Raw genomic sequence first — 22018 nt, 5'->3', positions numbered from 1 at the left:
TCCGGCCCGCTGCGTACGGGTGCACCGACCCGATCCGTACGGGAGCACCCGGCCCGGTGGCCGCCGCTCCCTGAAAGGGGGCCACCGGGCTACCGTGGCCAGGTGATTTCCGTACACCGGTCCGATGACCGCTACCGGGGCGGCGACCCGGACGCCGGTATCGAGACCCGGCACGCCCTCTCCTTCGGCCCCTTCTACGACCCCGACAACCTCCGCTTCGGCCCGATCCTGGCCTGCAACGAGGAACACCTGGCAGCGGGCGCCGGATTCGACGAGCACCCGCACAGCCATACGGAGATCGTCACCTGGGTGGTGGAGGGCGAGCTGACCCACCGCGACTCGGCCGGCCACTCCACCGTCGTACGGGCCGGGGACGTCGCCCACCTCAGCGCCGCCGCCGGAGTCCGCCACGTCGAACGCAACGACGGCGAGCGGCCGTTGACCTTCCTCCAGATGTGGCTGGCCCCCCTGGAGTCCGGCGGCGAACCCTCGTACACGGTCGTCCCCGGCATCGCCGACTCGACCCCGTACGCCCTGCCGCAGGCCGGCGCGATGCTGCACGCGCGCCGCCTGACCGAGGGCGAGCGCACGGCGCTGCCGGACGCGGTGCGCCTGTATGTGCATGTGGTACGGGGCCGAGTCGCCCTGGAGGGTGAGGAGTTGGGCCCCGGTGACGCGGCCCGGATCACGGGTGCGGAAGGGTTGGAGGCGGCCGCGGTGGCGGAGGCGGCGGAGCTGCTGGTGTGGGAGCTGCGCTGACCCGTCGGGCCGCACCCTCAGCGGTGTGACCCAGATGTCAGGGCTCGGTGCCCCGTCATGACGTGCTGTATGGGTGTCTACACCCATCTTTCATGAAGATCATCGACACATTGCAATGGTTATGTAAAGGTCCCCGGCGGGGGTGAGACCTTCTCATGCCCTTTGTGAAGGAGTCGGCATGACGCACCCACCGCGAAGACACATACAGGCGGAAGCGGGGGGTGTCGACGAACCCCCCATGACCCGGGTGTCACCGATGCGGCGTCTGCGTCCGGTTGCGGTGGCGGTGTCCCTGCTGATGGCGGTCGAGGCCGCGGTCGTGGTGTCGACGTCCGGTCAGGCGGTCGCGCTGCCCGGGGAAGCGGTGCCGAAGGTGGCCGAGGCCGCCGGGGCGGCGAAGGAACTCGGTCCGGCCACCGCCGACTCGGAGTCGGCCGCCCGGTTGAAGGCCCGGATGCAGGACCGGCGGATCGAGGTGCTCGGGGCACGTACCGAGACGTCGACGGTGTACGTGAACCCCAACGGCACGGTGACCGAGGAGGCTTACGCCGGTCCCGTCCGGTTCGAGGACGACAGAGGCCAGTGGCAGACGGTCGACCCGTCGCTGAGGGAGGCTCCGGACGGCTCGCTGGAGGCGGTCGGGCATCCGCACGACCTCAAGGTGGGCGGCAGGCATGCCGCGCCCAAGGGCTCGAAGGGCCAGGCCGGCAAGGCTGGTGGAGTGTCGGTGCCGCTGGTCTCCCTGGAGGACGGCACGGGCCGCAGCATGGAGCTGGGCTGGTTCGGCGCGCTGCCCGCGCCGGTCGTCGAGGGCGAGGAGGACACCATCGCCCGGTACAAGGACGCGCTTCCGGCGACGGACCTGCTGATCGAGTCGACACGTACCGGTTTCGAGCAGTTCCTTGAGCTCAAGAACCGTTCCGCCGTGGACGCCAACGGGGAGGTGTCCTACAGCCTGACGGCGAAGGGGCTGACCGCGAAGGCGAGCAAGGACGGTTCGGTCACCTTCACCGATGCCAAGGGCGGGGTGGCCGGTGTGCTGCCCTCGCCGGTGATGTGGGACGCGCGCGTCGACGAGCGCTCCGGGGAGCACACCCACCGGGCGAAGGTGGGCGTGAAGGTGGCCCAGGACGGCGACACGGTCACCCTGACCATGACGCCCGACGCGGGATTCCTGGCCGCGAAGGACACCGAGTTCCCGGTCACGGTCGACCCGGCGATCAACATCGGGGCGACCTTCGACACGTTCGTCCAGCAGGGGTACGGCACCGACCAGTCGGCGGCCACCGAGCTGAAGATCGGCAACAACGGCTCGGGGCAGATCGCCCGGTCGTTCCTGTCGTTCCCGATGAAGAACATCACGGGCAAGCAGATCACCGCGGCCAAGCTGAACCTGTACTCCTTCCACTCGTGGTCCTGCACGCCCAAGGGCTGGGACGTATGGACCGCGGGCCAGGCCGGCACGGGGACGCGCTGGACGAACCAGCCCTCCTGGGGCTCCAAGCAGGCCACCAGCACCCAGACCAAGGGCTTCTCCAGCGCGTGCAACGACGGCTGGGTCAACGCCGATGTGACGGCCATGGTCAAGTCCTGGGCAGCCAACGGTAACGGCTCCAACCACCTGGGGCTGCGCGCCGCGGACGAGGGCGACCCGTACGGCTGGAAGCGCTTCAACTCCGGTAACGCCGCCTCCAGGACGCCGTACCTCTCGGTCACCTACAACTCGATCCCGGGTGTCCCGACGCTGGTCGCCCCCGCCCATCAGGCCGCCACGAACGACACGACACCGACGCTGTCGGCGAAGGCGATCGACGGGGACGGCGGCCAGGTCCGGCTGGACCACGAGGTGTGGCTGAACAACGGCACCGCGGCGCTGCGCACCGGCTCCACCGCCAACGTGGCCTCCGGAGCCCCGGGCACCTGGACGCCGGCCGCACTGCCGGAGGGCGTCTACAAGTGGCGTTCGCGGGCGGGCGACGGTTCGGCCAACAGCGCCTGGTCCGCCTTCCGTACGCTGACTGTGGACACCAAGGCACCCGCCGTCTCGAAGATCGCGTCCGGTGACTTCCCGGCCGGGCAGTGGTCCGGCACCCCGGACGGCAAGGGCGACTTCACCGGCGCCTTCACCCTGACACCGCCTGCCACGGACGTCCGGAGCGTGCAGTGGAAGATCGACTCGGGCGCGTGGCAGGAGACCGCCACCACAGGCGCCGCCGTGACCGTCAGGCCGGTCTTCCGCGCGGGCAAGCACACCCTGACCGCGCGCACCAAGGACGCGGCGGGCAACGTCTCCGCACAGAGCACGCACATCTTCTACGCCGGGTCCGGTGCCGCGCTGCTGGCTCCTGGGGACGGTGACCGCCCGGCTCGCCGCAGCGAGTTGTCGGCGCAGGGCAAGACGACCGACACCGGGGTCCGCTTCCAGTACCGCCGCGGTGAGACGGACACCTGGAAGGACGTTCCGGTCGCCCATGTGCGCCGCAAGGGCGACGGCTCCACTCCGACCGCCTGGCCCGCCGGTGTCACCGCAGGCCTGTCCGAGGCGCTGACCTGGAACGTCACCGACACGCTCACCGAGGACGGAGCGGTCGAGGTACGTGCGCTGTTCACCGACGGCACCCTCACCGACGCCTCCCCGGCCAACGGCATCACCGTGGACCGCAACGCAGGCCAGGCCCCCAGCGAGGAGGCCGGCCCCGGCACGGTCAACCTGCTCACCGGTGACTTCGGCCTGTCGGCCACCGACGCCTCCGGGTTCGACCTGTCGGCCACGCGTTCCTTCTCCTCCCGCCGCCCGGCGGCCGGATCCCAGCAGGATGGCCAGGCAGCCATCTTCGGCCCGCAGTGGACCGGCGGAACCGTCGCCGAACTCACCGAGAGCGACTGGGTCTCCCTGCGCCGCACGTCGGCGTCCTCCGTCGCCCTCGTGGACGTGGACGGGGACGAGGTCTGGTTCACCGCCGCTCCGGGCGGCACCTGGAAGGCGGAGACCGGGGCCGAGGCCTTGGCCCTGACCGGCTCGCTGACCGACTCGTTCACGCTGAAGGAGTCCGACGGTGCCGCCTCGGTGTTCACCAAGGTGGACCCCGCCGCCACCACCTGGCAGCTGAGCCACACCTCCCTCCCCACGGGCAACTCCACCACCACGGTGATCTCGGAGAAGACCACCGTGGCCGGGAAAATCCTGGCCCGGCCCAAGTACGTGATCGCCCCCACCTCGGCCGCCACCGCGACGACGTGCGCGGGCACGCCGTCCACCAAGGGCTGCCGGATCATGGAGTACCAGTACGCCACGGCGACCACCGCCACGGGCTCCACGCTCGGTGACGTCACCGGGCAGGTGAACCGCATCCGCCTGTGGACCACCGTTCCGGGCGCGGCGACCGCGACGGCGACCGTGGTCTCCCAGTACGCGTACGACGCCTCGGGGCGCCTGCGCGAACAGTGGGACCCGCGGATCTCGCCCGCGCTGAAGACGGCCTACACCTACGACGCCGTCGGCCGTGTCACGACGCTGACGCCTTCCGGCGAGCTGCCGTGGACGTTCCGGTACGGCAAGGCCGGGGCCAGCAGCGTGGCCGGCGAGGGCATGCTCCTGGAGGTTTCCCGGCCGACGCTGAAGGCCGGCAGCCGCGACGAGCAGGACGGGGGCAAGGCGGCCACCTCGATCGTCTACGACGTGCCGCTGTCCGGTGCGAAGGCACCGCACCAGATGCGGCCCGCGGATGTCTCCGCCTGGAGTCAGGAGGAAGCTCCCTCGGACGCCACCGCCGTCTTCCCCGCCGACCAGGTTCCGGCTTCCCACGACGGCGGTGCCCTGAGCGCCACCGACTACAGGAAGGCCACCATCACCTACGCGGACGTCTCCGGGCGTGAGGTCAACTCCGGGCTGCCCGGGCTGCACCTGACCACCACCCAGTACGACCGGTTCGGCAACACCGTCTTCCAACTGGACGCCACCAACCGTGAACTCGCCCTGGGCAGCGAGGCCTACCAGGTCAACACCCAGAGCGAACTGGGAATCCTCTCCGACTCACCGGCCGAGCGCGCCCGCAAGCTGTCCACCGTGTCGGTGTACTCGGACGACGGCAAGCGGAAGCTGGAGGAGTCCGGACCGCTGCACCTGGTCACCCTGACCAAGCAGCTCGCCGGTGACTCCGACAGCCCGGACGTGCCGACCGGTACCCAGGTCGCGGCCCGTACCCGCACCGTCAACCGCTACGACGAGGGGCGTCCTGCCGACGCCACCGTCACCGATCAGGTCACCACCACGCTCGTGGGCGCCCAGGTCGACGGCTACCCGGCGGACGGGGACGTGCGGACCTCCACCACCGCCTACGACTGGGCCAAGGGCCTGCCCACCAGAGCGGTCACCGACCCGGCCGGCCTCAAGCTGACCCGTACCACCGAGTACGACACCCAGGGTCGGATCGTGAAGGTCGCCCTCCCCAAGTCCACCGGAACCGACGCGGGTGCCACGGTGACCCGCTACTGGTCCGCGACCGGCACCGGCGCGTGCGCCGGACGGCCGGAGTGGGCCGACCTGGCCTGCTCCACCGGCCCCGCCGGGAAGATTACCGGAGGGGGTGGCAACCCGGACGAACTGCCGCTCAGGACCACCGAGTACGACCGATGGGGCAACCCCACCAAGGTGACGGAGGTGGCCAACGGGCTGACCCGCACCACGACCACCACCTACGACGCGGCCGGACGCTCGCTCACGGTCCACACCACCGGCGGCCAGGGGACCGCGACTCCCGCGCAGACCACCACCTACGCCCCGGAGAGCGGCGCCGTGGCCACCGTCTCCGACGGCACCACGACCATCCGCCACACCTACGACGTACTCGGCCGCACCATCGCGTACGACGACGGTGCCGGGAACGTCACCCGCACCCAGTACGACCTGCGCGACCGCAAGATCCGTGTCGCCGACTCCGTACCGTCCGAAAGCACGTACACCTACGACAACCCGGCGGGCCTGCCGACCCGGGTGCGCGACTCGGTGATGGGCACCATCGGTGAGGTCACCGGCTTCTACGACTCCGACGGCCGCCTCTACAAGCAGAAGCTGCCGTGGAACATGGACGTCGAGTTCAACTACGACCCCACCGGCACCGAGACCTCCCGCTACTGGCACTGGGAGTCCGGCTGGACCGTCCAGGGAGAGGCGGCCGAGTATTCGATTCATGACCAGGTCGTCGCCCACACCGGCTACACCGGCGGTGGTTCCTCCATGGAGTACACCTACGACGCGGCGGCCCGCCTCACCAAGACCGACGGCTGGCAGGCCGGCGCCACCAGCCACCGCGCGTACACCTTCGACAACAACACCAACCGCACGTCCCTGACGACCACGGTGGACGACGTCGACAGCGGCGCCCCTGAGGTCACGACCGTCAACTCCGCCTACGACAGCGCCGACCGGCTCATCGCGCCCGGCACCGTCTACGACGCCTTCGGCCGTACCACCCAGCAGGCCGGCGGCGCCCAGAACGCCTACTACGCCAACGACCTGGTCCGCCAGATCACTGCCGACGGCGATCGCGCCACCTGGATGCTGGACGCGGCCGGACGCCTTGCCTCCTGGAAGACCGAGGCGCAGGCAGAGGACGGCACCTGGGGTGCTGCTGTCACCACCACTGCCCACTACGGAGGCACCGATGACAGCCCCGACTGGACCAGCGAGCCGGGAGGCAGGATCAGCCGCAACGTGGAGGACCTCGCCGGCAATCTGATCGCGACCACCAGCGCCACCGGGGACGTCGCTCTGACACTCACCAACCTGCACGGTGACGTCACGACCCTGATCCCTCTGGTCAGCGGCACGACCCCGGTGGTCAACGCCTATGACGAGTACGGCACCCTGCGGCCCGGTACCGACCCCGCCCGATACGGCTGGCTCGGCGGCAAGCAGCGCTCCGCCGAGACTCCCAGCGGCGTCGTCCTCATGGGCGTTCGCCTCTACGACCCCACCATCGGCCGGTTCCTCTCCGTCGACCCGGTCTACGGCGGCAACGCCAACGCGTACGACTACACCTTCGCGGATCCGCTCAACCAGTACGACCTCGACGGAAAGTGGGCCCTGGTGAAGAATCAGTGGAACCGGGCCAGGAACAAGGCGACGCGCATCGGGCGCAATCCGAACTGGCGCTCTGTGTACCACTCGGGGAAGTTCGCCATCAGCGCGGGAGCGCTCATCCACCCCGTAGGCCGTGTCAGGACTGTCAGGGGACTCTGGAGAGCCGCGCGCAGTCCGAAGAAGACCTTCAAGCGATGTGGCGGCTCGGCCGGCAACTTCTGGACCTGCGCGGGGGCGGGGTGGGGCGTTCAAACCGTGAAGAACGACTTCAGGAACTGGAACAACAATCGAAAATTCCGGAACGCGTGGAACGATTCGCTGACGCACACAGGGCGTCGTTCGGTCTGCCGTAAGTACACAGGAAAGAACAGCTGCCGGTAGGCCGACGGCCAGGAGGCTTATATGGGCAAGTACAAGATTTCCCCCCTCGTCTTCTTCATCCCTTTCATGCTGGCGAGCGGATTCGCACACCTTCGGGCCGGCGGCTGGACCACTCTGTGGGGTGTCTGTGAGGTCGCTCTCGGCGTCTTGGGAATCCTCGTCACCGTCAAGGGAGTCAGAGACATCAGGAGGAAAAGAGAGGGGGAAAGCCGGTGAGCGGTGGTCCGACCGCGGCCAAGAGGCGGGCATTCGCCGAGACGCCCGCATTCGTCGTGCTGCTGGGTATCTCCGGTATCTGGGGAGCGGCGAGTTCTGGATATCCGGTCTACACCCGGGTGTTCGGAGGGGTGATGGGAGCGCTGTGTGCGGCGTTCCTGGTCGGCGAGTTTGTCAAACGGCGGCGGAAGCGGGCGGCCGCGGAAGGCGGTGACAGCGAGGCCTGATGCCTGAAAAGCAGCAGCGGCGGTACGGAGGATGACTCGCCTCCGTACCGCCGCCGCTGTTGCTCGGTGAACGCGACGCCTCAGCGCAGCCCGTCCACGAACGCCTGCCAGGCGGGGGCGCCGATGGTGATGGCGGGGCCGGTGGGCTTCTTGCTGTCCCGGACGGGGACGGAGCCGCAGGGGGCGGCGGCCATCTCGACGCAGTCGCCGCCGTTAGGGCCGCTGTACGGGGACTTGCGCCACTCTGCGCCTGTGAGGTCATGGCCGGTTCCCATAGCGTTCCTCCATCACACGAGTGATCGTCGTTGCCGAATCCTCGGGGGAGAGGGCTGTGGCTTGCAGCCGAGCGCAGCCGACCGAACTTTCCTTGATCACGGACGGGTTGGCCGTCATATGGCCCTGGTCGTAGCTCTCCGCGTAGAAGCAGGTCCGGGTCGTCGTCGAACCGGAGGAGGGTGAACGACCCCAGCATGGCCGGGTACTGGCCAGCAGTGAACGGCAGTACCTGGATGTTGACCCACGGGTTGTCCCGGAACTCCAACAGCCGGGCCAGTTGTTCGCGCATCACGTCCGGCCCGCCGACCTCCTGGTGCAGTACGGCCTCGCTCAGGATGACCCACAGCACGGGCGGGTCCTCCCGTTCCAGGACCCGCTGGCGTTCCAGCCGGGCCGCCACCATCTCGTCCACCTGGTGCGGGTGCTCCATGCCGATCAGGGCTCGCGCGTACGCCTCCGTCTGCAACAGCCCATAGGCCACATGCGATTGGAACGTGGAGATGTACGTCGCCTTCGCCTCCATGTCCGCGTACGGACGAAACCAGCTCGGCAGTTGGCTTCGCAGGACCAGGCTCACCAGCCGGGAGAAATGCCCGTCCATGCGGAGAGCCTGGTCCAACGCCTCGGCGAACTCGCGGGTCGGGATCTTCTTCGTCGTCTCGATCTGGCCGATCAGCGAGCCCGTGCAGTAGAGCATCGCGCCCAACCGAGCCTGTTTCAGGCCGAGTGCCTCGCGTACGCGGCGCAGTTCCGCGCCGAAGTGGTCGAGCGGGGAAGCGCTCGGGTCGAGCGTCTGGATGTTGGCCGCAGCGCGGACCTCCGGTGGGCAACGCCTTACGGCCGAATTGATCCAGGGGAACCCGTCTACCGCGCCGACCTCGCCATGGGGGAGCACTCCGCCCGCCATCTGCGCCGCATCATGCGGATCTACCTCACCAGTTGGGACCCTGCTCGAACTCGCCCCGGCGGCGGAGCTCGCGCTCACCGAGCTGATCGCCAATGTGGTGCGGCATGCGCCCGGGCGCCGCTGCCAGACCTTCATCTTCCGGCTGCCGACCGGGGACGGCGTACGCGTGGAGGTCGCGGACAACAGCCCGGCGATCCCGCTCGCGATCAAGCGCGACGAACTCGACGACGGCGGGCGAGGGCTGATTCTGGTCAATGCCGTCACCGACGACGGGGGCGTGGTGAAGCGCTGGGACGGCACGGGGAAGACCGTGTGGTTCGAGTGCGTCGACCGGAAGAAGGCGACGGGCGACCGCGCCCGGTTCAGCCCGCGACCTCCGACAGGACCGCGTCCGTGAACGGGGTCCACGCCTCCGACGCCCACGGCCCGAAGGCCCGGTCCGTCAGCGCCACGCAGGCGACCCCGGCCACCGGGTCGATCCACAGGAACGTTCCCGACTGGCCGAAGTGGCCGAAGGTCGCCGGGGAGGAGGAAGCGCCCGTCCAGTGCGGGGACTTGGAGTCGCGGATCTCGAAGCCGAGGCCCCAGTCGTTCGGGCTCTGGTGGCCGTAGCCCGGCAGGACGCCCTTGAGGCCCGGGTGGACGACGCTCTGGGCTTCCAGGACCGTACGGGGGTCGAGGAGGCGGGGGGCCTGGACCTCGGCGGCGAAGCGGACCAGGTCGTCCACCGTGGAGACGCCGTCGCGGGCGGGGGAGCCGTCCAGACTGGTGGACGTCATGGCCAGCGGCTCCAGGACCGCCTGGCGCAGGTACTCCGCGAACGGGATGCCGGACGCCTTCGCGATGTGGTCGCCCAGCACCTCGAAGCCCGCGTTGGAGTAGAGGCGGCGCTCGCCGGGCGGGGCCGTCACCCGGTGCTCGTCGAAGGCGAGGCCGCTGGTGTGGGCCAGGAGGTGGCGGACCGTGGACCCCTCGGGTCCGGCCGGTTCGTCCAGCTCCACGGCCCCCTCCTCGTACGCCACCAGCGCCGCGTAGGCCGCGAGCGGCTTGGTGACCGAGGCGAGGGGGAAGCGGTGGGCGGTCGGGCCGTGCGTGCCGAGGACGGTGCCGTCCGCCCGTACGACGGCGGCCGCCGCGGTCGGGACGGGCCAGGTGTCGATGATCCGCAAGCTCTCCATGGACCCGAGCCTAACGTTCACCGCAGCGGCTCCCGCACCGCGTCCGAAAGGTGACGAAGTCGCCAACTCCCGCCGCCCCGGCCGACTACTGTGCGGAGGCGAAGCGCTGCGGACCGCAGCCGTACGAGGAGGCTTCCGTGTCAACTGTGTCATCGGCCTACGGCCCCCAGCACGCTCCCGCCGGCGATGTGGGCGCGGCACTCATGCTGATCGACTCCCGGCTCCGGAGCATCCACGCGGGCAACGCGGAGGCCGACGCCGAGCAGCAGGAGTTGATGGCGCAGTTCACCGAGTCGCTGGGTCCCGACGGGGCCGAGGACCTGCTGGACGGCGTCTGCACGCTGATCTACATGTTCATGACCTGGCTGCGGAAGGCCCACGAGGACCACGACAAGGACGTCATCGAGTACGTGGTCCCGACCCTGGTGGCCTCGATGCGCATGATGCCCAAGAGCATCCGCCCGGAGGCCGTCCCCACCATGGCGGGCCTGGTCATCGCCGCGGGCACCGGCCTGAGCCCCAGCCTCTGGCGCAAGCAGTACGGCGACTGGACGCACGCGGAGATGACTCCCCTGGAGGCCACCGCCTTCCTGCTCGCCGAGCACATCAACCGCATCGCCGACGACCCCGACTTCGCCACCCGGGTGATCACCGACGCGCTGTCCAGGGCGGAGGACGAACTCTGACGTCCGGCTCCCGCCGATTCCTGCCCCTGTTTCCTGTCGGCTTCGCTTGCTTCGAGTGCACTCCAAGGATTTAGCGTGGAGGGCATGACGGTGATCGACGGAACCTCCCGGAGCACTCCCGCGACCGCGACCAGCAGGCCACGACAGCCGCAGCCCTCCTCGGGGGTGCACGCCTGTACGGCTCTCCCCAAGCCGCACCCCCGGCCCGCGGGCAAGGACAGCTACACGATCAGCGAGGTCGTCGCCTTCACCGGGCTCACCGCGCACACCCTGCGCTGGTACGAACGGATCGGGCTGATGCCCCACGTCGACCGCTCGCACACCGGCCAGCGCCGCTTCTCCAACCGTGACCTGGACTGGCTGGTCTTCGTCGGCAAGCTGCGGCTGACCGGGATGCCCGTCGCCGACATGGTGCGGTACGCGGAGCTGCTGCGCGAGGGCGAGTCCACCTTCGAGGCACGCCAGGAGCTGCTGGAGTCGACCCGCCGCGATGTGATCACCCGGATCGCGGAGCTCCACGACACCCTCGCCGTCCTCGACCACAAGATCGAGTTCTACGCGGGCGCCCGCACGGCGCCGGAGAGGCACAGCGCCTGATGACTGACAACGACAGCAAGACCATCGCCACCGTCGAGCTGGGCGGAGAGGGCGGCCCGGAGGTCGGCGTCCAAGGCCTCGGCTGCATGGGCATGAGCGAGTTCTACGGCGACACCGACGAGCTCTCCGCCCGGGACACCCTCGACGCCGCACTGGAGGCGGGTGTCACGCTCTTCGACACCGCCGACGCCTACGGGCGCGGGGCCAACGAGGAGTTCCTCGCCCCCTTCGTCGGCGCCCACCGCGACGAGATCACCCTCGCCACCAAGTTCGCGCTGGTCCGCTCCGACGACCCCGGCTACCGGGCTGTGAGCAACGACCCCGCCTACATCCGCACCTCCGTCGAAGCGAGCCTCCGTCGGCTGAACACCGACGTCATCGACCTCTACTACATGCACCGCCACGACCCGGCCGTCCCGTTCGCCGAGTCGATCGGCGCGATGGCGGAGCTGATCCAGCAGGGCAAGATCAAGCAGATCGGGCTGAGCGAGGTGACCGGCCCCGAGCTCCGCGAGGCGTACGCCGTGCACCCGATCGCCGCCCTCCAGTCGGAGTGGTCCCTCTTCAGCCGGGACGTCGAGAAGAGCGCGCTCGGCGCCGCGGTGGAGCTCGGCGTCACGCTCGTGCCGTACTCGCCGCTCGGCCGTGGCTTCCTCACCGGGTCCTTCACCGACGCGGGCAAGGACCTGTCCGAGGGCGACTTCCGTAAGCACCAGCCCCGCTTCACCGGTGACAACGCCCGTACCAACGCGGCCCTGTTGGAGCCGGTCCACAAGATCGCCGCCGCTCGCGGGGTGACGGCCGCACAGGTGGCCCTCGCCTGGGTGCAGCAGCGGGCCCAGGTGCACGGCCTGACGGTGGTCCCGATCCCCGGCACCCGTAAGCGCAGCCGCCTCCTGGAGAACGTCGCGGCGACCCGGCTGACGCTGACGGCGGACGAACTGGCCCTGCTGGAGCCGATCGCGGCCCAGGTGGCAGGAGACCGCTACCCGGACATGAGCTCCACCTCGGCGGCGCGGGAGTAGGTGCGGCTCGGGGGCGGCGAGGGGGCCGCGATGGCCGGCTACGTGGTCATCGCGTGGTTCATGAAGTTCATCACGACCAAGGGCCCGGCTCATCATGGCCAAGGGCCCGGCCCCCTCACGCCAGCCCCAGCGCGAACACCGCGAACCCTGCCGCCAGCACCCCCGCCAGCGCGCGGCGGGCGTTCGCGGCGCGGGTGCCCGTCTGCCACGGGGCGTCGAAGCGGCGGGTGTACCGGGCTATCAGCACCAGCAGCCCGGCGAACACCGGCAGCCACGCGATCCGGGCCGGCACCCAGCCCAACGAGTCCGGCCCGGTCGTCAGCCCCGCCACCGCCGCCGTGCCCCCGTCCAGCAGTGAGGCCGGAACGGCGGCGGCCAGCATCGCGCTCTGGTGCCAGCACAGGATGGTCATCGCCGACAGGTTGACCACGACGACCGGCGCCCACAGCAGCGGCCTGCGCAACGCCCGCCCCAGCCGGTCCCGCAGCAGGATCGCCGCCCCGCTCTGGGTCGCCGCCAGCGCCACCACCAGCAGTGACGGCGGGTGGGAGTTGGTCCGCACCTCGCCCGGCACCCCGACCATCGACGCCGGGTAGTGGAAGGCCAGCAGCAGTACCGCGAAGAGCACCCCGCCCCCGACCAGCAGCAGCCGCGCACCCCGCTTCCCTATTCGCCCCTCGCCCCACGAGACGCCGAGCTGATAGGCGAAGAGCCACCCCGGCAGGATGTTGAGCACGCTCAGCCAGGACGGCATCCCCTCGGCGAACGGCCCGTACCGCAGGAAGTCCACCACCGCGACCGACCCCAGCAGCGGCAGCGCCGCCCATCCGCCGAGCTTCCGCGCCAGGCGTATGCAGAGCGGGGTGAGCGCGGTGACCAGGGTGTACACCCCGACGAACCAGAGCGGCTGGATCACCAGCGTCGACCCCGTACGCAGGGTGTCGCCCGGCACGCCGAGCCAGGACAGCACGGCCAGCAGCACCGCCCACACGGCGGTCACCCCGAGCACCGGCCTGCCGAGCCGGACCAGCCGCCCGCGCAGCCAGGCGGCCGTGGTCGATGGGCGGCGGTGGTAGGAGAGGACCGAGGCGTATCCGCCGACCAGGAAGAAGATCCCCAGCATCTGGAGCACCCAGCTGAGCGGGGCGAACGCGCCGAACGTCGAGAGCGGGCTCGCGTTGTGCAGCCCGTCCGCGTCGAGACGGAAGCCGCCGAGCATCCAGTGCCCGAGCGGCACGGCGAGCAGCGCGAGCGCGCGCAGGCCGTCGACGGCCCGGTCCCGGTGGGCGGGGGTGGCGGCCTCGACGCGGGCGGCGAGCTGGTGTGCACGGGCGCGGGCAGGAGTGTGCGTGCGGGTGGTGTGTGCACGTGTACCGGTGTGCGTACGGGTCTTCATCGGGACACACCTCCCACCGACGTTCCCCGTGCGATCGCCGCGAAGGCCCGGAGCGAGTCCGTGCCCGGGGCGAAGTAGCCGGTGTGGCCCCGGGCTTCGTCGGCCGGTATGCGACGGGCCCCGAACGTCGGGTCCGTGGGGTCGGGGCCGTGGCCGAGCCCGGCGAACCGCACGCTCGGCACATCGTCGATCCAGTCGGTCGGGTCCTTCGCCGCCCACACCGTCGCCCGGGTCCGCAGTCCGTCCACGTCGTCGGCCCGCATCCCGGGGGAGCCGAGGACCACCAGGTCGGTGGCGGGCAGGCGGTGCGCGGCGAGCCCGCAGACGACGGAGCCGTAACTGTGGCAGAAGACGGCAGGCTCGGGCAGCCCGTCGGCGACCAGCCCCTCCACGAACCGGGTCAGCCGCCCCGCGCCCGCCTCCGCGAGCCGCCCGGTCGCGGCGTCGATGCCGACGCCGACGGGAGTGGTGTACCCGGTCCACGCGATGACGGCGGTGTCCGAACCCGCCTCCGCATACAGGGACTTGGCCATACCGGCGGGCGTTCCATGGGTGTCGCCCTCGCGGTCGAAGGTCCCCGCGTCGTTGTCGGAGCCGGGCACCACCACGGAGACCCGGCGCGCCGAGCGCAGCTCCCCGAAGACCTCGGCGACCTGGCCGCGCCCGCGCGGGTCGAACGCGATGATCCGGCGGCCGGGGGCGGCGAGCGAGCGGTAGCGGGGGTCGTCGGAGGCGGCCAGGGCGAGGGAGTTGGCGCGGTAACGCAGCTCAAGGGGGGCGCCGTCGAGGTTGCCGACGACGGACGGGTGGCGGAGGAGCAGCAGTTGTTGTTCGTCCGTGCTCAAACCGTCGAAGAACGCCGCGACTTCCGTGGGAGTCGCGCGTGCCGGATCGGGCAGCTCCGACCCCAGCACCCGGTCCGCCCGCCACGACGTGCTGCCCGGCGGCGGCCCGGTGAGCGCCTGCTGCGCATCCCCCGAAACCCACCCCGCACTCCCCGTCACCACGCTCGTAGCCAGTGCGAACGCGACCATGGTCCGCGCGTATCGGCGCATCGTGCCCTCCCTCTCCGCTGCCGCACCGACCGGCGCGACCGAGAGGAAGGTAGGAAGAAGGTGGGTGAGGGGGCGTCACACCGGGGGGCCAACTGCGGGGTGCTACTGGGGTAGGGGGTGGGGGAGAGGGCTCCGAACCGAGAACGCTCCGAACCGAGAACGGCTCCGAACGGACGAGGCGAGCGCGACCCCGAGCCCGAGGTCAGGCCCCCGAGTCCCCCGGCGTCACCAGCCCCGACTCGTACGCGAAGATCACCGCTTGCGCCCGGTCCCGCAGGTCCAGCTTGGCCAGCACCCGCCCGATGTGCGTCTTCACGGTCTGCTCGGCCAGCACCAGCCGCCCCGCGATCTCCTGGTTCGACAGCCCCCGGGCGATCAGCTCCAGCACCTCCGTCTCGCGCGGGGTCAACCCGTTCAGCCGCAGGGCCTGGCCGCCGCGCGTCGCCCCCGAGGGCCGCTGCGCCGCGAAGTCCGCGATCAGCCGCCGCGTCACCGAGGGCGCCAGCAGCGCGTCGCCCGCCGCCACCACCCGTACCGCCGCGATCAGATCGGCGGGCGGGGCGTCCTTCAGCAGGAACCCGGAGGCCCCGGCGCGGAGCGCCTCGTACACGTAGTCGTCCACGTCGAACGTGGTCAGCATCAGCACCTTCGGCCGGTGCACCACCCCGATCGGCGGGTTCAACAGCTCGCGGGCGGCGGCCAGTCCGTCCATCTCCGGCATCCGCACATCCATCAGGACCACATCCGGGTGCTGATGGCGGCTGACCTCCACGCCCTGCCGGCCGTCCGCCGCCTCGCCGACCACGTCGATGTCGCTCTGCGCCGACAGCAGCGCCGCGAACCCCGCCCGCACCATGGCCTGGTCGTCGACGATGATCACGCGGATGGTCACAGGTCCTCCGGAGGCAGGGGAACGGGTGGTGCGGCGGGCGGCGCGGTGGCCGGGGGCAGCGGCATCCGGGCCGCGACCCGGAACCCGCCGTCGGGCAGCGGACCGGTGTCCAGCGTGCCGCCGGTCAACCGTACGCGCTCGCGCATCCCGACCAGCCCGTGCCCGGTCCCGCTCGTCTCCAGCGGCGAACTGCGGCTGGCAGCGGGCCCGTTGACGACGAGCACGAGGAGGTGGCCGTTGTCCGGCGCGACGAGGACACGGGTGCGGGCCCCCGGCGCGTGCCGCACGACATTGGCCAGGGCCTCCTGCACGATCCGGTACGCCGACAGATCCACCGCCGGGGGCACCTCGCCCCGCCCGGAGCTCAGCTCCTTGCTGAGCGCCAGCTCCGCAGGCAGTCCCGCCCGCACGGTCGCCTCCACCAGCTGCTGGAGCCGGTCCAGGCCGGGCTGCGGCGCCCGGTCGCCCTCCGCCCCCTCGCTGCGCAGCACCGACAGCAGCCGCCGCATCTCGCCCAGCGACTCCCGCGCCGCCGCCGCGATGGCCGCGAACTCCTCCTCGGCGGCCTTCGGCAGCCCGCTGATCCGGTACGGAGCCGAGTCCGCCTGCACGGTGATCACCGACATGTGGTGGGCGACCACGTCGTGCAGCTCGCGCGCGATCCGGGTCCGCTCCTCCAGCAGCGTGCGCTGGGCCCGCTCGGCCTCGCTGATCGTCTCCTGCTCGGCGAGCCGGCGCTGGGCCACACCCCGCTCCCGTACCGCCCCGCCGATCACCAGCACCACCCCGCCGAGGATGGTCAGGAGCAGGGCGCTGCCACTGCTGCGGTCCGGAGCGATCAGGTGCAGCACGGCTCCGGCGGCGCCCGTCACCGCCCAGACGGCGATCACGGTCCGCCGGGTCTCCCGCAGCCCGAGCGTCAGCAGCAGGAACAGATAGGCGACGATCACCGGCGGGGTCCACGGCCAGCCGTCGTGCGGACCGGCGGGCCGCGCCAGCAGCACCAGCGCACCCAGGACGTCGGCGGGGAAGATGATCCACCACGCCTGGAGGGGCCGGTGGGCCAGCATCAGCAGCGGTGCCGCCTGGGCCACGCCGAGCGCCCCCGCCAGCGCGCCGGGCACGCCGTACTGCATGGTCAGGTTGGTGATGGTGACCGGGACGAAGGTCGCGACCAGCGCGAGGACCACGACGTACGGAAGGAGCCGCTGCCACGGTTTGGGAGCGTGGGCCAGCAACGGTGTGGACGGATGGGACGCGTGGGACAGCCCGAGGGCGAGCTCGCGCAGATTGCGGCGGGCGGCGCTCAGCAGGCCGTCGGCGGGCGGCTGGGGCCCGGCGGGGGAAGTGGACATGGCCGGGCCAGCCTAGGAGGGCGACCGCCGCCGAGGCGTCATACCGGAGTGCCGAACGCCCGCCCGCTTCCTGATACCCCAGTACGGGGTGTCAGGGGGAGGAGATCTCAGGAATGCGGGTTTCACAGCTCCGCGAGCAGCTGCGCCTTCTTCGCGCTGTACTCGTCGTCCGTCACCAGCCCCGCCTGATGCAGTTCGCCGAGGTGATGTATCCGCTCGGCGATGTCGGCGGGGTCGCGCCGCCCGGCGTTGACCAGGACCGGGGCGGGGACGGCCGGTGCGCTCTGGGTCCGGCGTACGGATTCCAGTACGGCGGCGGCGAAGGGCAGCGACTCGTGCACCGGCCCGTAGCCGAGGCCGAAAAGCACCGCCGCCGGATCCTGGTCCGCCGGGGCGCGGCTCACGGTGGCCGGGGCGCCGTCCACGGCGACGCCCGCCGTATCGAGACCAGGGGTGACAGGGCCGTGCAGGTCGCCGAGGCTGCCGCCCGTGCGGTGGTCCGCCGGGGCGGCCGCGCGGGGCAGCAGGCGGAGATAGCCGTCCAGGCCCTCGGGGGAGCGCCACTCAATTCCGGCCAGTTCGCTCACGCGGTACGTCTGGTCGCCGGCCTTCCACTTCGCGCTGGAGGCCCCCGTCCAGAACCACCGGAAGGAGACCCGCTCGCCGTCGAAGGAGGCCCGCCCGTCGTACGCCTTGAACTGCATCGGCGCCTCCGGGGCGGCGACCAGGAAGCGGTCGGCGGGCTCGTCGGACGCGGGGCCCAGACAGGACCGCAGCTCGTCCGCGTAATACTCCGCGAGCAGCTCACGCTCCGCCGGAAGCACCAGGCGGTAGGGGTCGCACCCCTCCTTCAGCTGCCCCGCGGCAGCCTCCCAGAGCGGGTCGGCACCCGGTCTCGGGACGACACGCAGCACCACCGTGTCCCGCTTGCCCGGGGTCAGCGTCACCGACGACATCGCAGCGTGCGGGATGCGGCGCTCCCGCAGGCTTTGCAGGAGCTTCGGTGTGCGGATACCCCGTTCGAAGCGGATGAGCACGGAGTCGGCGTCGAACTCCCAGGTGGCATGAATTCCGGCCAGCACATCACCCATGTGCCTCATCGTATGCGGCACAGGCTCGCACGTCCCCCCTCGGCGTAAGTCGCAATTAATCGGCTTGTCACGCTGCTCTACGCGCGTCAGCCCTCCCGTTCACCGGAAATACCACTGTGGCAAGCGCCATCGGCCGTTGCGCAGCTGACCGATCCATATGCGCCGACGCCGATCGCGGCGAAGTTGCCGAGGCTCTCGGTGCCGGGTTCGAAGTAGCCGCTGTGGCCCGAGGCCCCGGCCGCCGAGACCAGCCGGGCGCCGAAGGCCGGGTCGACCGGGTCGGCGCCGTGGCCGATGCCGCCGAACTCCAGGTGCGGTACGTCCCGGATCCAGTCGTCCCGGTCGCGCATCGCCCAGATCCGGGCGTCGGTGTCCAGCCGTGCGGCGTTCTCCGCCCGCATGCCGGGGGATCCGGCGACCGCGATGTCGGCCACCCGGTCGGGGGCCTGGTCGGCGGCCACCCCGCACACCACGGAGCCGTAACTGTGGCAGAACAGCGAGACCGTGGAGGTCCCGGGCAACGCCCCCACCAGCGCGTTCAGCCGCAGGGCCCCCTCCGCAGCGAGCCCGCCGAGCGCCGCGTCCATGCCGAGACCGGCCGGGGCGGTGTAGTCGGCCCAGGCGATGACGGCGGTACGGGTCCCCGGGGAGGCCGCGCGCTCCGCCCCGTACAGGGACTTCGCCATGCCGACGGGCGCGGAGTTGACGCGGCGGCTCCGCTCCAGCGTGAGGAGGTTGGTGTCGACGCCCGGGACGACCACGGAGACCCGGGAGGCCCGGTCGAGGTCGCCGAACACCTCGGCGGCACGGCCCCGCCCGGACGGGTCGAAGGCCAGGATCTGGCGGTCCCCGGCGAGCAGCGACCGGAAGCGGGCCACCCGCTGGGCCGCCTCGCCCCGGCCGGCCGCCGAGAGCCCCTCGTCGTACGTCCGCCGCTTCTCCACGGCCGCCGCCTGCTTCAGAGCCAGCCGGTTGGCGTGGTAGCGCAGGGTGACCGGCACCCCGTTCAGATTCCCCACGACCGAGGGGTACTTGTCGGCCAGCGCGATCTGCTGTCCCGAGGTGAGCGTGGCGAAGAAGTGGGCCATCCGATAGGCCGGAGCCCCGACGTCCGGCAGTGAACGGCTCGCTATCCGGTCCCGCGCCCAGGAGGCGAGGGCCAGCTCACGCTCCCCGTCGGCGTGGTGGTCCCGTACGGCGGACCAGCCCGTCGTCGCCAGCATCACGAACACGACCGCCACGGCGAGCAGCGCGCGCCACGCGGTCAGGGTGGGGGAGGAGTCGAAAGAAGTCACTGCGCCACACCCTAGGAGACGTGTGTGCAGGACCGTGATCCAGGTGAGGGACATCACCCGGCTGCTGAGGATTCAACCGAATTTCTTCACACAGGGTCATGTCCGGCCGCTGTCCGTCTGCTACGGCCGGTCACCGTGTTGGCGCCAGTCGCCCGCCAGCGCCGGGACGAGCTGGTCCAGATACTCCTCCGTGAGGTCGCGCAGCGCCTCCACGCTCGAATCGTGCCCCTGGCCCCACAGCTGGCCGGTCACCCGCATCACCCCGGAGAAGGCGGCGACGGCCACCCGTGGCCTGGGGTCCCTCGTGACGTCGAGGCCCTCGCGCTCCGCGATCAGCTGGGCGATCTGGTTCTCCAGGGCGACCCCGCGCCGCATATGGGCGGCGAGCAGGGAGGGGGTCGACTCGATCATCTGGTACGTGCGCATATGGAGGTCGACCGTGATGACCTCCTCGATCGCCTCGCCGATGCTGTTCCAGGCGGAGAGGACGGCCCGGCGCATCGCCTCGAACGGGGCTTCGCCGGGCGGGCGGCCGCGCAGCTCCGCGATGAAGCGGGACTCGACCATCTCCTGTACCGCGAACGTGATGTCCTCCTTGCTCGCGAAGTAGCGGAAGAAGGTGCGCTGCGAGACGTCGACCGCCTCGACGATCTCGTCGACGGTGGTCTGTTCGTACCCCTGGGTGGTGAAGAGTTCGAGGGCGGCGCGCAACAGGGCGTCACGGGTGCGCTGTTTCTTGCGCTCCCGTAGTCCGGGCCGGGTCGCGGCTCTCTGCCCGTGGGTCACGTACCGGTCCTCTTTTCCCTCGTTTGTCCAGGTCAGCTTACCTGTGAGCTACGCGACAGCTACTGTCTCGTGAATGCGTTTGTCAACTGTCAGCGGCTGTCACTAGTCTCCGCGTATGACTAGTCAGACCACCGTCGAGAAGGCGCCGCGGGACCCGGAAGACGGCCCCGTACCCGCTGCGGCCAAGGGGCTTCGCGGCCACCCCTGGCTGACCCTGTTCGCCGTCGCCATCGGCGTGATGATGGTCGCGCTCGACGGCACGATCGTCGCCATCGCGAACCCCGCGATCCAGCGGGACCTCGGCGCCACGCTCGCCGACGTCCAGTGGATCACCAACGGCTATCTGCTCGCCCTGGCCGTCGCCCTGATCACCGCGGGCAAGCTCGGTGACCGCTTCGGCCACCGCCAGACCTTCCTGATCGGCATCGCGGGCTTCGCCGCCTCCTCCGCCGCGATCGGCTTCTCCAAGGAGATCGGCCTGGTCGTCCTTTTCCGTGTGCTCCAGGGCCTCTTCGGCGCCCTGCTGATGCCTGCCGCGCTCGGCCTGCTGCGGGCCACCTTCCCCGCCGAGAAGCTGAACATGGCCATCGGCATCTGGGGCATGGTCATCGGCGCGTCCACCGCGGGCGGCCCCATCGTCGGCGGTCTGCTCGTGGAGCACGTCAGCTGGCAGTCGGTCTTCTTCATCAATGTGCCCGTCGGCGTCATCGCGCTCGTCTTCGGCCTGGTGATCCTCAAGGACCACCGCGCCGCCAACGCGCCGCGCTCCTTCGACATCCTGGGCATCGTGCTGCTCTCGGGCGCGATGTTCTCCCTCATCTGGGGCATCATCAAGGCCGGTGAGTCCTGGGGCTGGGGCGGCGCCTGGACCTGGTTCTTCCTCGGCCTCGCGATCGCCCTCTTCCTCGCCTTCGGCCTCTGGCAGACCCGGGTACGCGAGCCGCTCGTCCCGCTGGCGATGTTCCGCTCCATCCCGTTGACGGCCGGCGCCATCCTCATGGTGCTGATGGCGTTCGCCTTCATGGGCGGCCTCTTCTTCGTGACGTTCTTCCTCCAGGGCGTCCACGGCCTCAGCCCCGTCGACAGCGGACTGCACCTGCTGCCGCTGACGGCCATGATGATCGTCTCCTCTCCAATCGCCGGGCTGCTGATCACCAAGTTCGGCCCCCGCGTCCCGCTGGTCGGCGGCATGGTCTGCACCGCCACCGCGATGTTCGGCATGACGACGCTCAGCGAGTCCACCAGCACCTTCGCGATGTCCCTCTGGTTCGCCCTGCTCGGCTGCGGTCTCGCCCCGGTCATGGTCGGCGCCACCGAGGTCATCGTCGGCAACGCGCCCCTGGAGCTCTCCGGCGTGGCCGGCGGCCTCCAGCAGGCCGCCATGCAGGTCGGTGGCGCTCTCGGCACCGCCGTCCTCGGCGCGGTCATGTCCTCCAAGGTCAGCGCGGAGTTCGCGGGCAACTGGACCGACGCGGGCCTGCCCGGCACACCCGACCCGGGGCTGGAGAAGGCCGCCGAGTTCGGCATGGTCCCGGTCGACGCGCTCTCCCAGGCGCCCGGCATGACGCCCGAGGTCGTCGCCACCATCGGCAAGGTCATCCACGACACGTTCATGTCCGGCATGGGCCTCGCCTTCACCGTCGCGGGCTGCGTCGCCGTCGTCGCGGCCTTCGTCGCCACCCTCACCAAGCGCGGTGCGAACGCCGAGGCGGGCGCCGGAGTCGGCCACATCTGACCCCGGCCCAGGCCCCGGGCATGGGGACATCCGTCAACACAGCGCACGTCACAGCCCCGCCGAATCCTTTCGGCGGGGC

General features: G+C 70.9%; 18 protein-coding genes and 1 pseudogene. 9 read left to right on the top strand and 10 right to left on the bottom strand.

Translation table 11 applies throughout. The annotated features are described in order from the left end of the window. Positions 1-102 precede the first annotated feature (102 nt). The 4 genes from GTY67_RS08620 (at position 103) to GTY67_RS34475 (ending at position 7665) form a co-directional block, all read left to right on the top strand. A complete protein-coding gene (locus GTY67_RS08620; protein ID WP_161278288.1) occupies positions 103-759 on the top strand; it encodes a pirin family protein in 657 nt (218 codons plus the stop codon). Positions 760-1015: 256 nt separating this feature from the next. Beyond that, entirely contained in the window at positions 1016-7222 is a 6207-nt protein-coding gene (locus tag GTY67_RS35295; RefSeq protein ID WP_272925750.1) for a DNRLRE domain-containing protein, read from the top strand. 21 nt (positions 7223-7243) lie between these two features. Then, entirely contained in the window at positions 7244-7438 is a 195-nt protein-coding gene (locus GTY67_RS08610; RefSeq protein ID WP_161278287.1) for a hypothetical protein, read from the top strand. Beyond that, positions 7435-7665: a hypothetical protein gene (locus GTY67_RS34475; protein WP_202462318.1), complete on the top strand. Its 231-nt coding sequence runs from the start codon at positions 7435-7437 to the stop codon at positions 7663-7665. The genes GTY67_RS08610 and GTY67_RS34475 overlap by 4 nt, the downstream gene beginning before the upstream one ends. An 80-nt stretch (positions 7666-7745) precedes the next feature. Here GTY67_RS34475 and GTY67_RS08605 read toward each other — a convergent pair whose 3' ends face one another. Together GTY67_RS08605 and GTY67_RS08600 are read right to left on the bottom strand one after the other, a co-directional pair. Then, positions 7746-7940 (bottom strand): DUF397 domain-containing protein, encoded by a 195-nt coding sequence (locus GTY67_RS08605; protein ID WP_161278286.1) that lies wholly within the window; start codon positions 7938-7940, stop codon positions 7746-7748. Further along, positions 7924-8848, bottom strand: a pseudogene (locus GTY67_RS08600) (helix-turn-helix transcriptional regulator). Before GTY67_RS08600 ends, GTY67_RS08605 begins: the two are co-directional and overlap by 17 nt. Before the next feature lie 97 nt (positions 8849-8945). Here GTY67_RS08600 and GTY67_RS08595 point away from each other — a divergent pair. After that, on the top strand, positions 8946-9245 hold the full coding sequence (locus GTY67_RS08595) for an ATP-binding protein (RefSeq protein ID WP_343238653.1): 300 nt from the start codon (positions 8946-8948) through the stop codon (positions 9243-9245). Here GTY67_RS08595 and GTY67_RS08590 read toward each other — a convergent pair. After that, positions 9211-10026, bottom strand: a complete 816-nt coding sequence (locus tag GTY67_RS08590) for a serine hydrolase domain-containing protein (protein ID WP_161278285.1) — start codon at positions 10024-10026, stop codon at positions 9211-9213. The genes GTY67_RS08595 and GTY67_RS08590 overlap by 35 nt on opposite strands. A gap of 146 nt (positions 10027-10172) precedes the next feature. Between GTY67_RS08590 and GTY67_RS08585 the strand changes: the two genes are divergently transcribed. The 3 genes from GTY67_RS08585 to GTY67_RS08575 all read left to right on the top strand — a co-directional run bounded on the left by GTY67_RS08585 (position 10173) and on the right by GTY67_RS08575 (position 12334). Continuing rightward, a complete protein-coding gene (locus GTY67_RS08585) occupies positions 10173-10712 on the top strand; it encodes a hypothetical protein (protein WP_161279999.1) in 540 nt (179 codons plus the stop codon). 84 nt (positions 10713-10796) lie between these two features. Beyond that, entirely contained in the window at positions 10797-11309 is a 513-nt protein-coding gene (locus GTY67_RS08580) for a MerR family transcriptional regulator (protein WP_093693955.1), read from the top strand. Next, on the top strand, positions 11309-12334 hold the full coding sequence (locus tag GTY67_RS08575) for an aldo/keto reductase (RefSeq protein ID WP_161278284.1): 1026 nt from the start codon (positions 11309-11311) through the stop codon (positions 12332-12334). The genes GTY67_RS08580 and GTY67_RS08575 overlap by 1 nt, the downstream gene beginning before the upstream one ends. A 115-nt stretch (positions 12335-12449) precedes the next feature. Here the strand turns inward: GTY67_RS08575 and GTY67_RS08570 are convergent, their stop codons facing one another. The 7 genes from GTY67_RS08570 to GTY67_RS08540 all read right to left on the bottom strand — a co-directional run bounded on the left by GTY67_RS08570 (position 12450) and on the right by GTY67_RS08540 (position 20204). Next, positions 12450-13730, bottom strand: coding sequence for an acyltransferase (locus tag GTY67_RS08570; RefSeq protein WP_161278283.1), 1281 nt, complete (start codon positions 13728-13730; stop codon positions 12450-12452). Beyond that, positions 13727-14785: an alpha/beta hydrolase gene (locus GTY67_RS08565; protein WP_161278282.1), complete on the bottom strand. Its 1059-nt coding sequence runs from the start codon at positions 14783-14785 to the stop codon at positions 13727-13729. Before GTY67_RS08565 ends, GTY67_RS08570 begins: the two co-directional genes overlap by 4 nt. Before the next feature lie 202 nt (positions 14786-14987). After that, the gene (locus GTY67_RS08560) at positions 14988-15677 is read right to left on the bottom strand and encodes a response regulator transcription factor (RefSeq protein WP_093693910.1); all 690 of its coding nucleotides are present in this window, start codon (positions 15675-15677) and stop codon (positions 14988-14990) included. After that, a complete protein-coding gene (locus GTY67_RS08555; protein WP_161278281.1) occupies positions 15674-17032 on the bottom strand; it encodes a histidine kinase in 1359 nt (452 codons plus the stop codon). The genes GTY67_RS08560 and GTY67_RS08555 overlap by 4 nt, the downstream gene beginning before the upstream one ends. Before the next feature lie 122 nt (positions 17033-17154). Continuing rightward, a complete protein-coding gene (locus GTY67_RS08550) occupies positions 17155-18123 on the bottom strand; it encodes a DUF4429 domain-containing protein (protein WP_093693912.1) in 969 nt (322 codons plus the stop codon). 86 nt (positions 18124-18209) lie between these two features. After that, positions 18210-19418, bottom strand: a complete 1209-nt coding sequence (locus GTY67_RS08545) for an alpha/beta hydrolase (protein ID WP_161278280.1) — start codon at positions 19416-19418, stop codon at positions 18210-18212. A gap of 120 nt (positions 19419-19538) precedes the next feature. After that, positions 19539-20204, bottom strand: coding sequence for a TetR family transcriptional regulator (locus GTY67_RS08540; RefSeq protein WP_093693914.1), 666 nt, complete (start codon positions 20202-20204; stop codon positions 19539-19541). Between the two features lie 115 nt (positions 20205-20319). On the opposite strand from GTY67_RS08540, the gene GTY67_RS08535 reads away from it, so the two are divergent. Beyond that, complete coding sequence (locus GTY67_RS08535) at positions 20320-21939, top strand: MFS transporter (RefSeq protein WP_161278279.1); 1620 nt, start codon at positions 20320-20322, stop codon at positions 21937-21939. Positions 21940-22018: the final 79 nt, after the last annotated feature.

The sequence above is a fragment of the Streptomyces sp. SID8374 genome (assembly GCF_009865135.1).
GTDB lineage: Bacteria > Actinomycetota > Actinomycetes > Streptomycetales > Streptomycetaceae > Streptomyces.
Note: the sequence above shows the minus strand (reverse complement) of the source record. Positions and strands in the feature narration are given on the sequence as shown.

Bases quoted from the DNA above. Each gene is read 5' to 3' on its own strand.
- GTY67_RS35295 (WP_272925750.1), top strand. From the start codon at position 1,016: ATGCGGCGTCTGCGTCCGGTTGCGGTGGCGGTGTCCCTGCTGATGGCG.
- GTY67_RS08610 (WP_161278287.1), top strand. From the start codon at position 7,244: ATGGGCAAGTACAAGATTTCCCCCCTCGTCTTCTTCATCCCTTTCATG.
- GTY67_RS08605 (WP_161278286.1), bottom strand. From the start codon at position 7,940: ATGGGAACCGGCCATGACCTCACAGGCGCAGAGTGGCGCAAGTCCCCG.
- GTY67_RS08590 (WP_161278285.1), bottom strand. From the start codon at position 10,026: ATGGAGAGCTTGCGGATCATCGACACCTGGCCCGTCCCGACCGCGGCG.
- GTY67_RS08580 (WP_093693955.1), top strand. From the start codon at position 10,797: ATGACGGTGATCGACGGAACCTCCCGGAGCACTCCCGCGACCGCGACC.
- GTY67_RS08575 (WP_161278284.1), top strand. From the start codon at position 11,309: ATGACTGACAACGACAGCAAGACCATCGCCACCGTCGAGCTGGGCGGA.
- GTY67_RS08570 (WP_161278283.1), bottom strand. From the start codon at position 13,730: ATGAAGACCCGTACGCACACCGGTACACGTGCACACACCACCCGCACG.
- GTY67_RS08565 (WP_161278282.1), bottom strand. From the start codon at position 14,785: ATGCGCCGATACGCGCGGACCATGGTCGCGTTCGCACTGGCTACGAGC.
- GTY67_RS08555 (WP_161278281.1), bottom strand. From the start codon at position 17,032: ATGTCCACTTCCCCCGCCGGGCCCCAGCCGCCCGCCGACGGCCTGCTG.
- GTY67_RS08550 (WP_093693912.1), bottom strand. From the start codon at position 18,123: ATGGGTGATGTGCTGGCCGGAATTCATGCCACCTGGGAGTTCGACGCC.
- GTY67_RS08535 (WP_161278279.1), top strand. From the start codon at position 20,320: ATGACTAGTCAGACCACCGTCGAGAAGGCGCCGCGGGACCCGGAAGAC.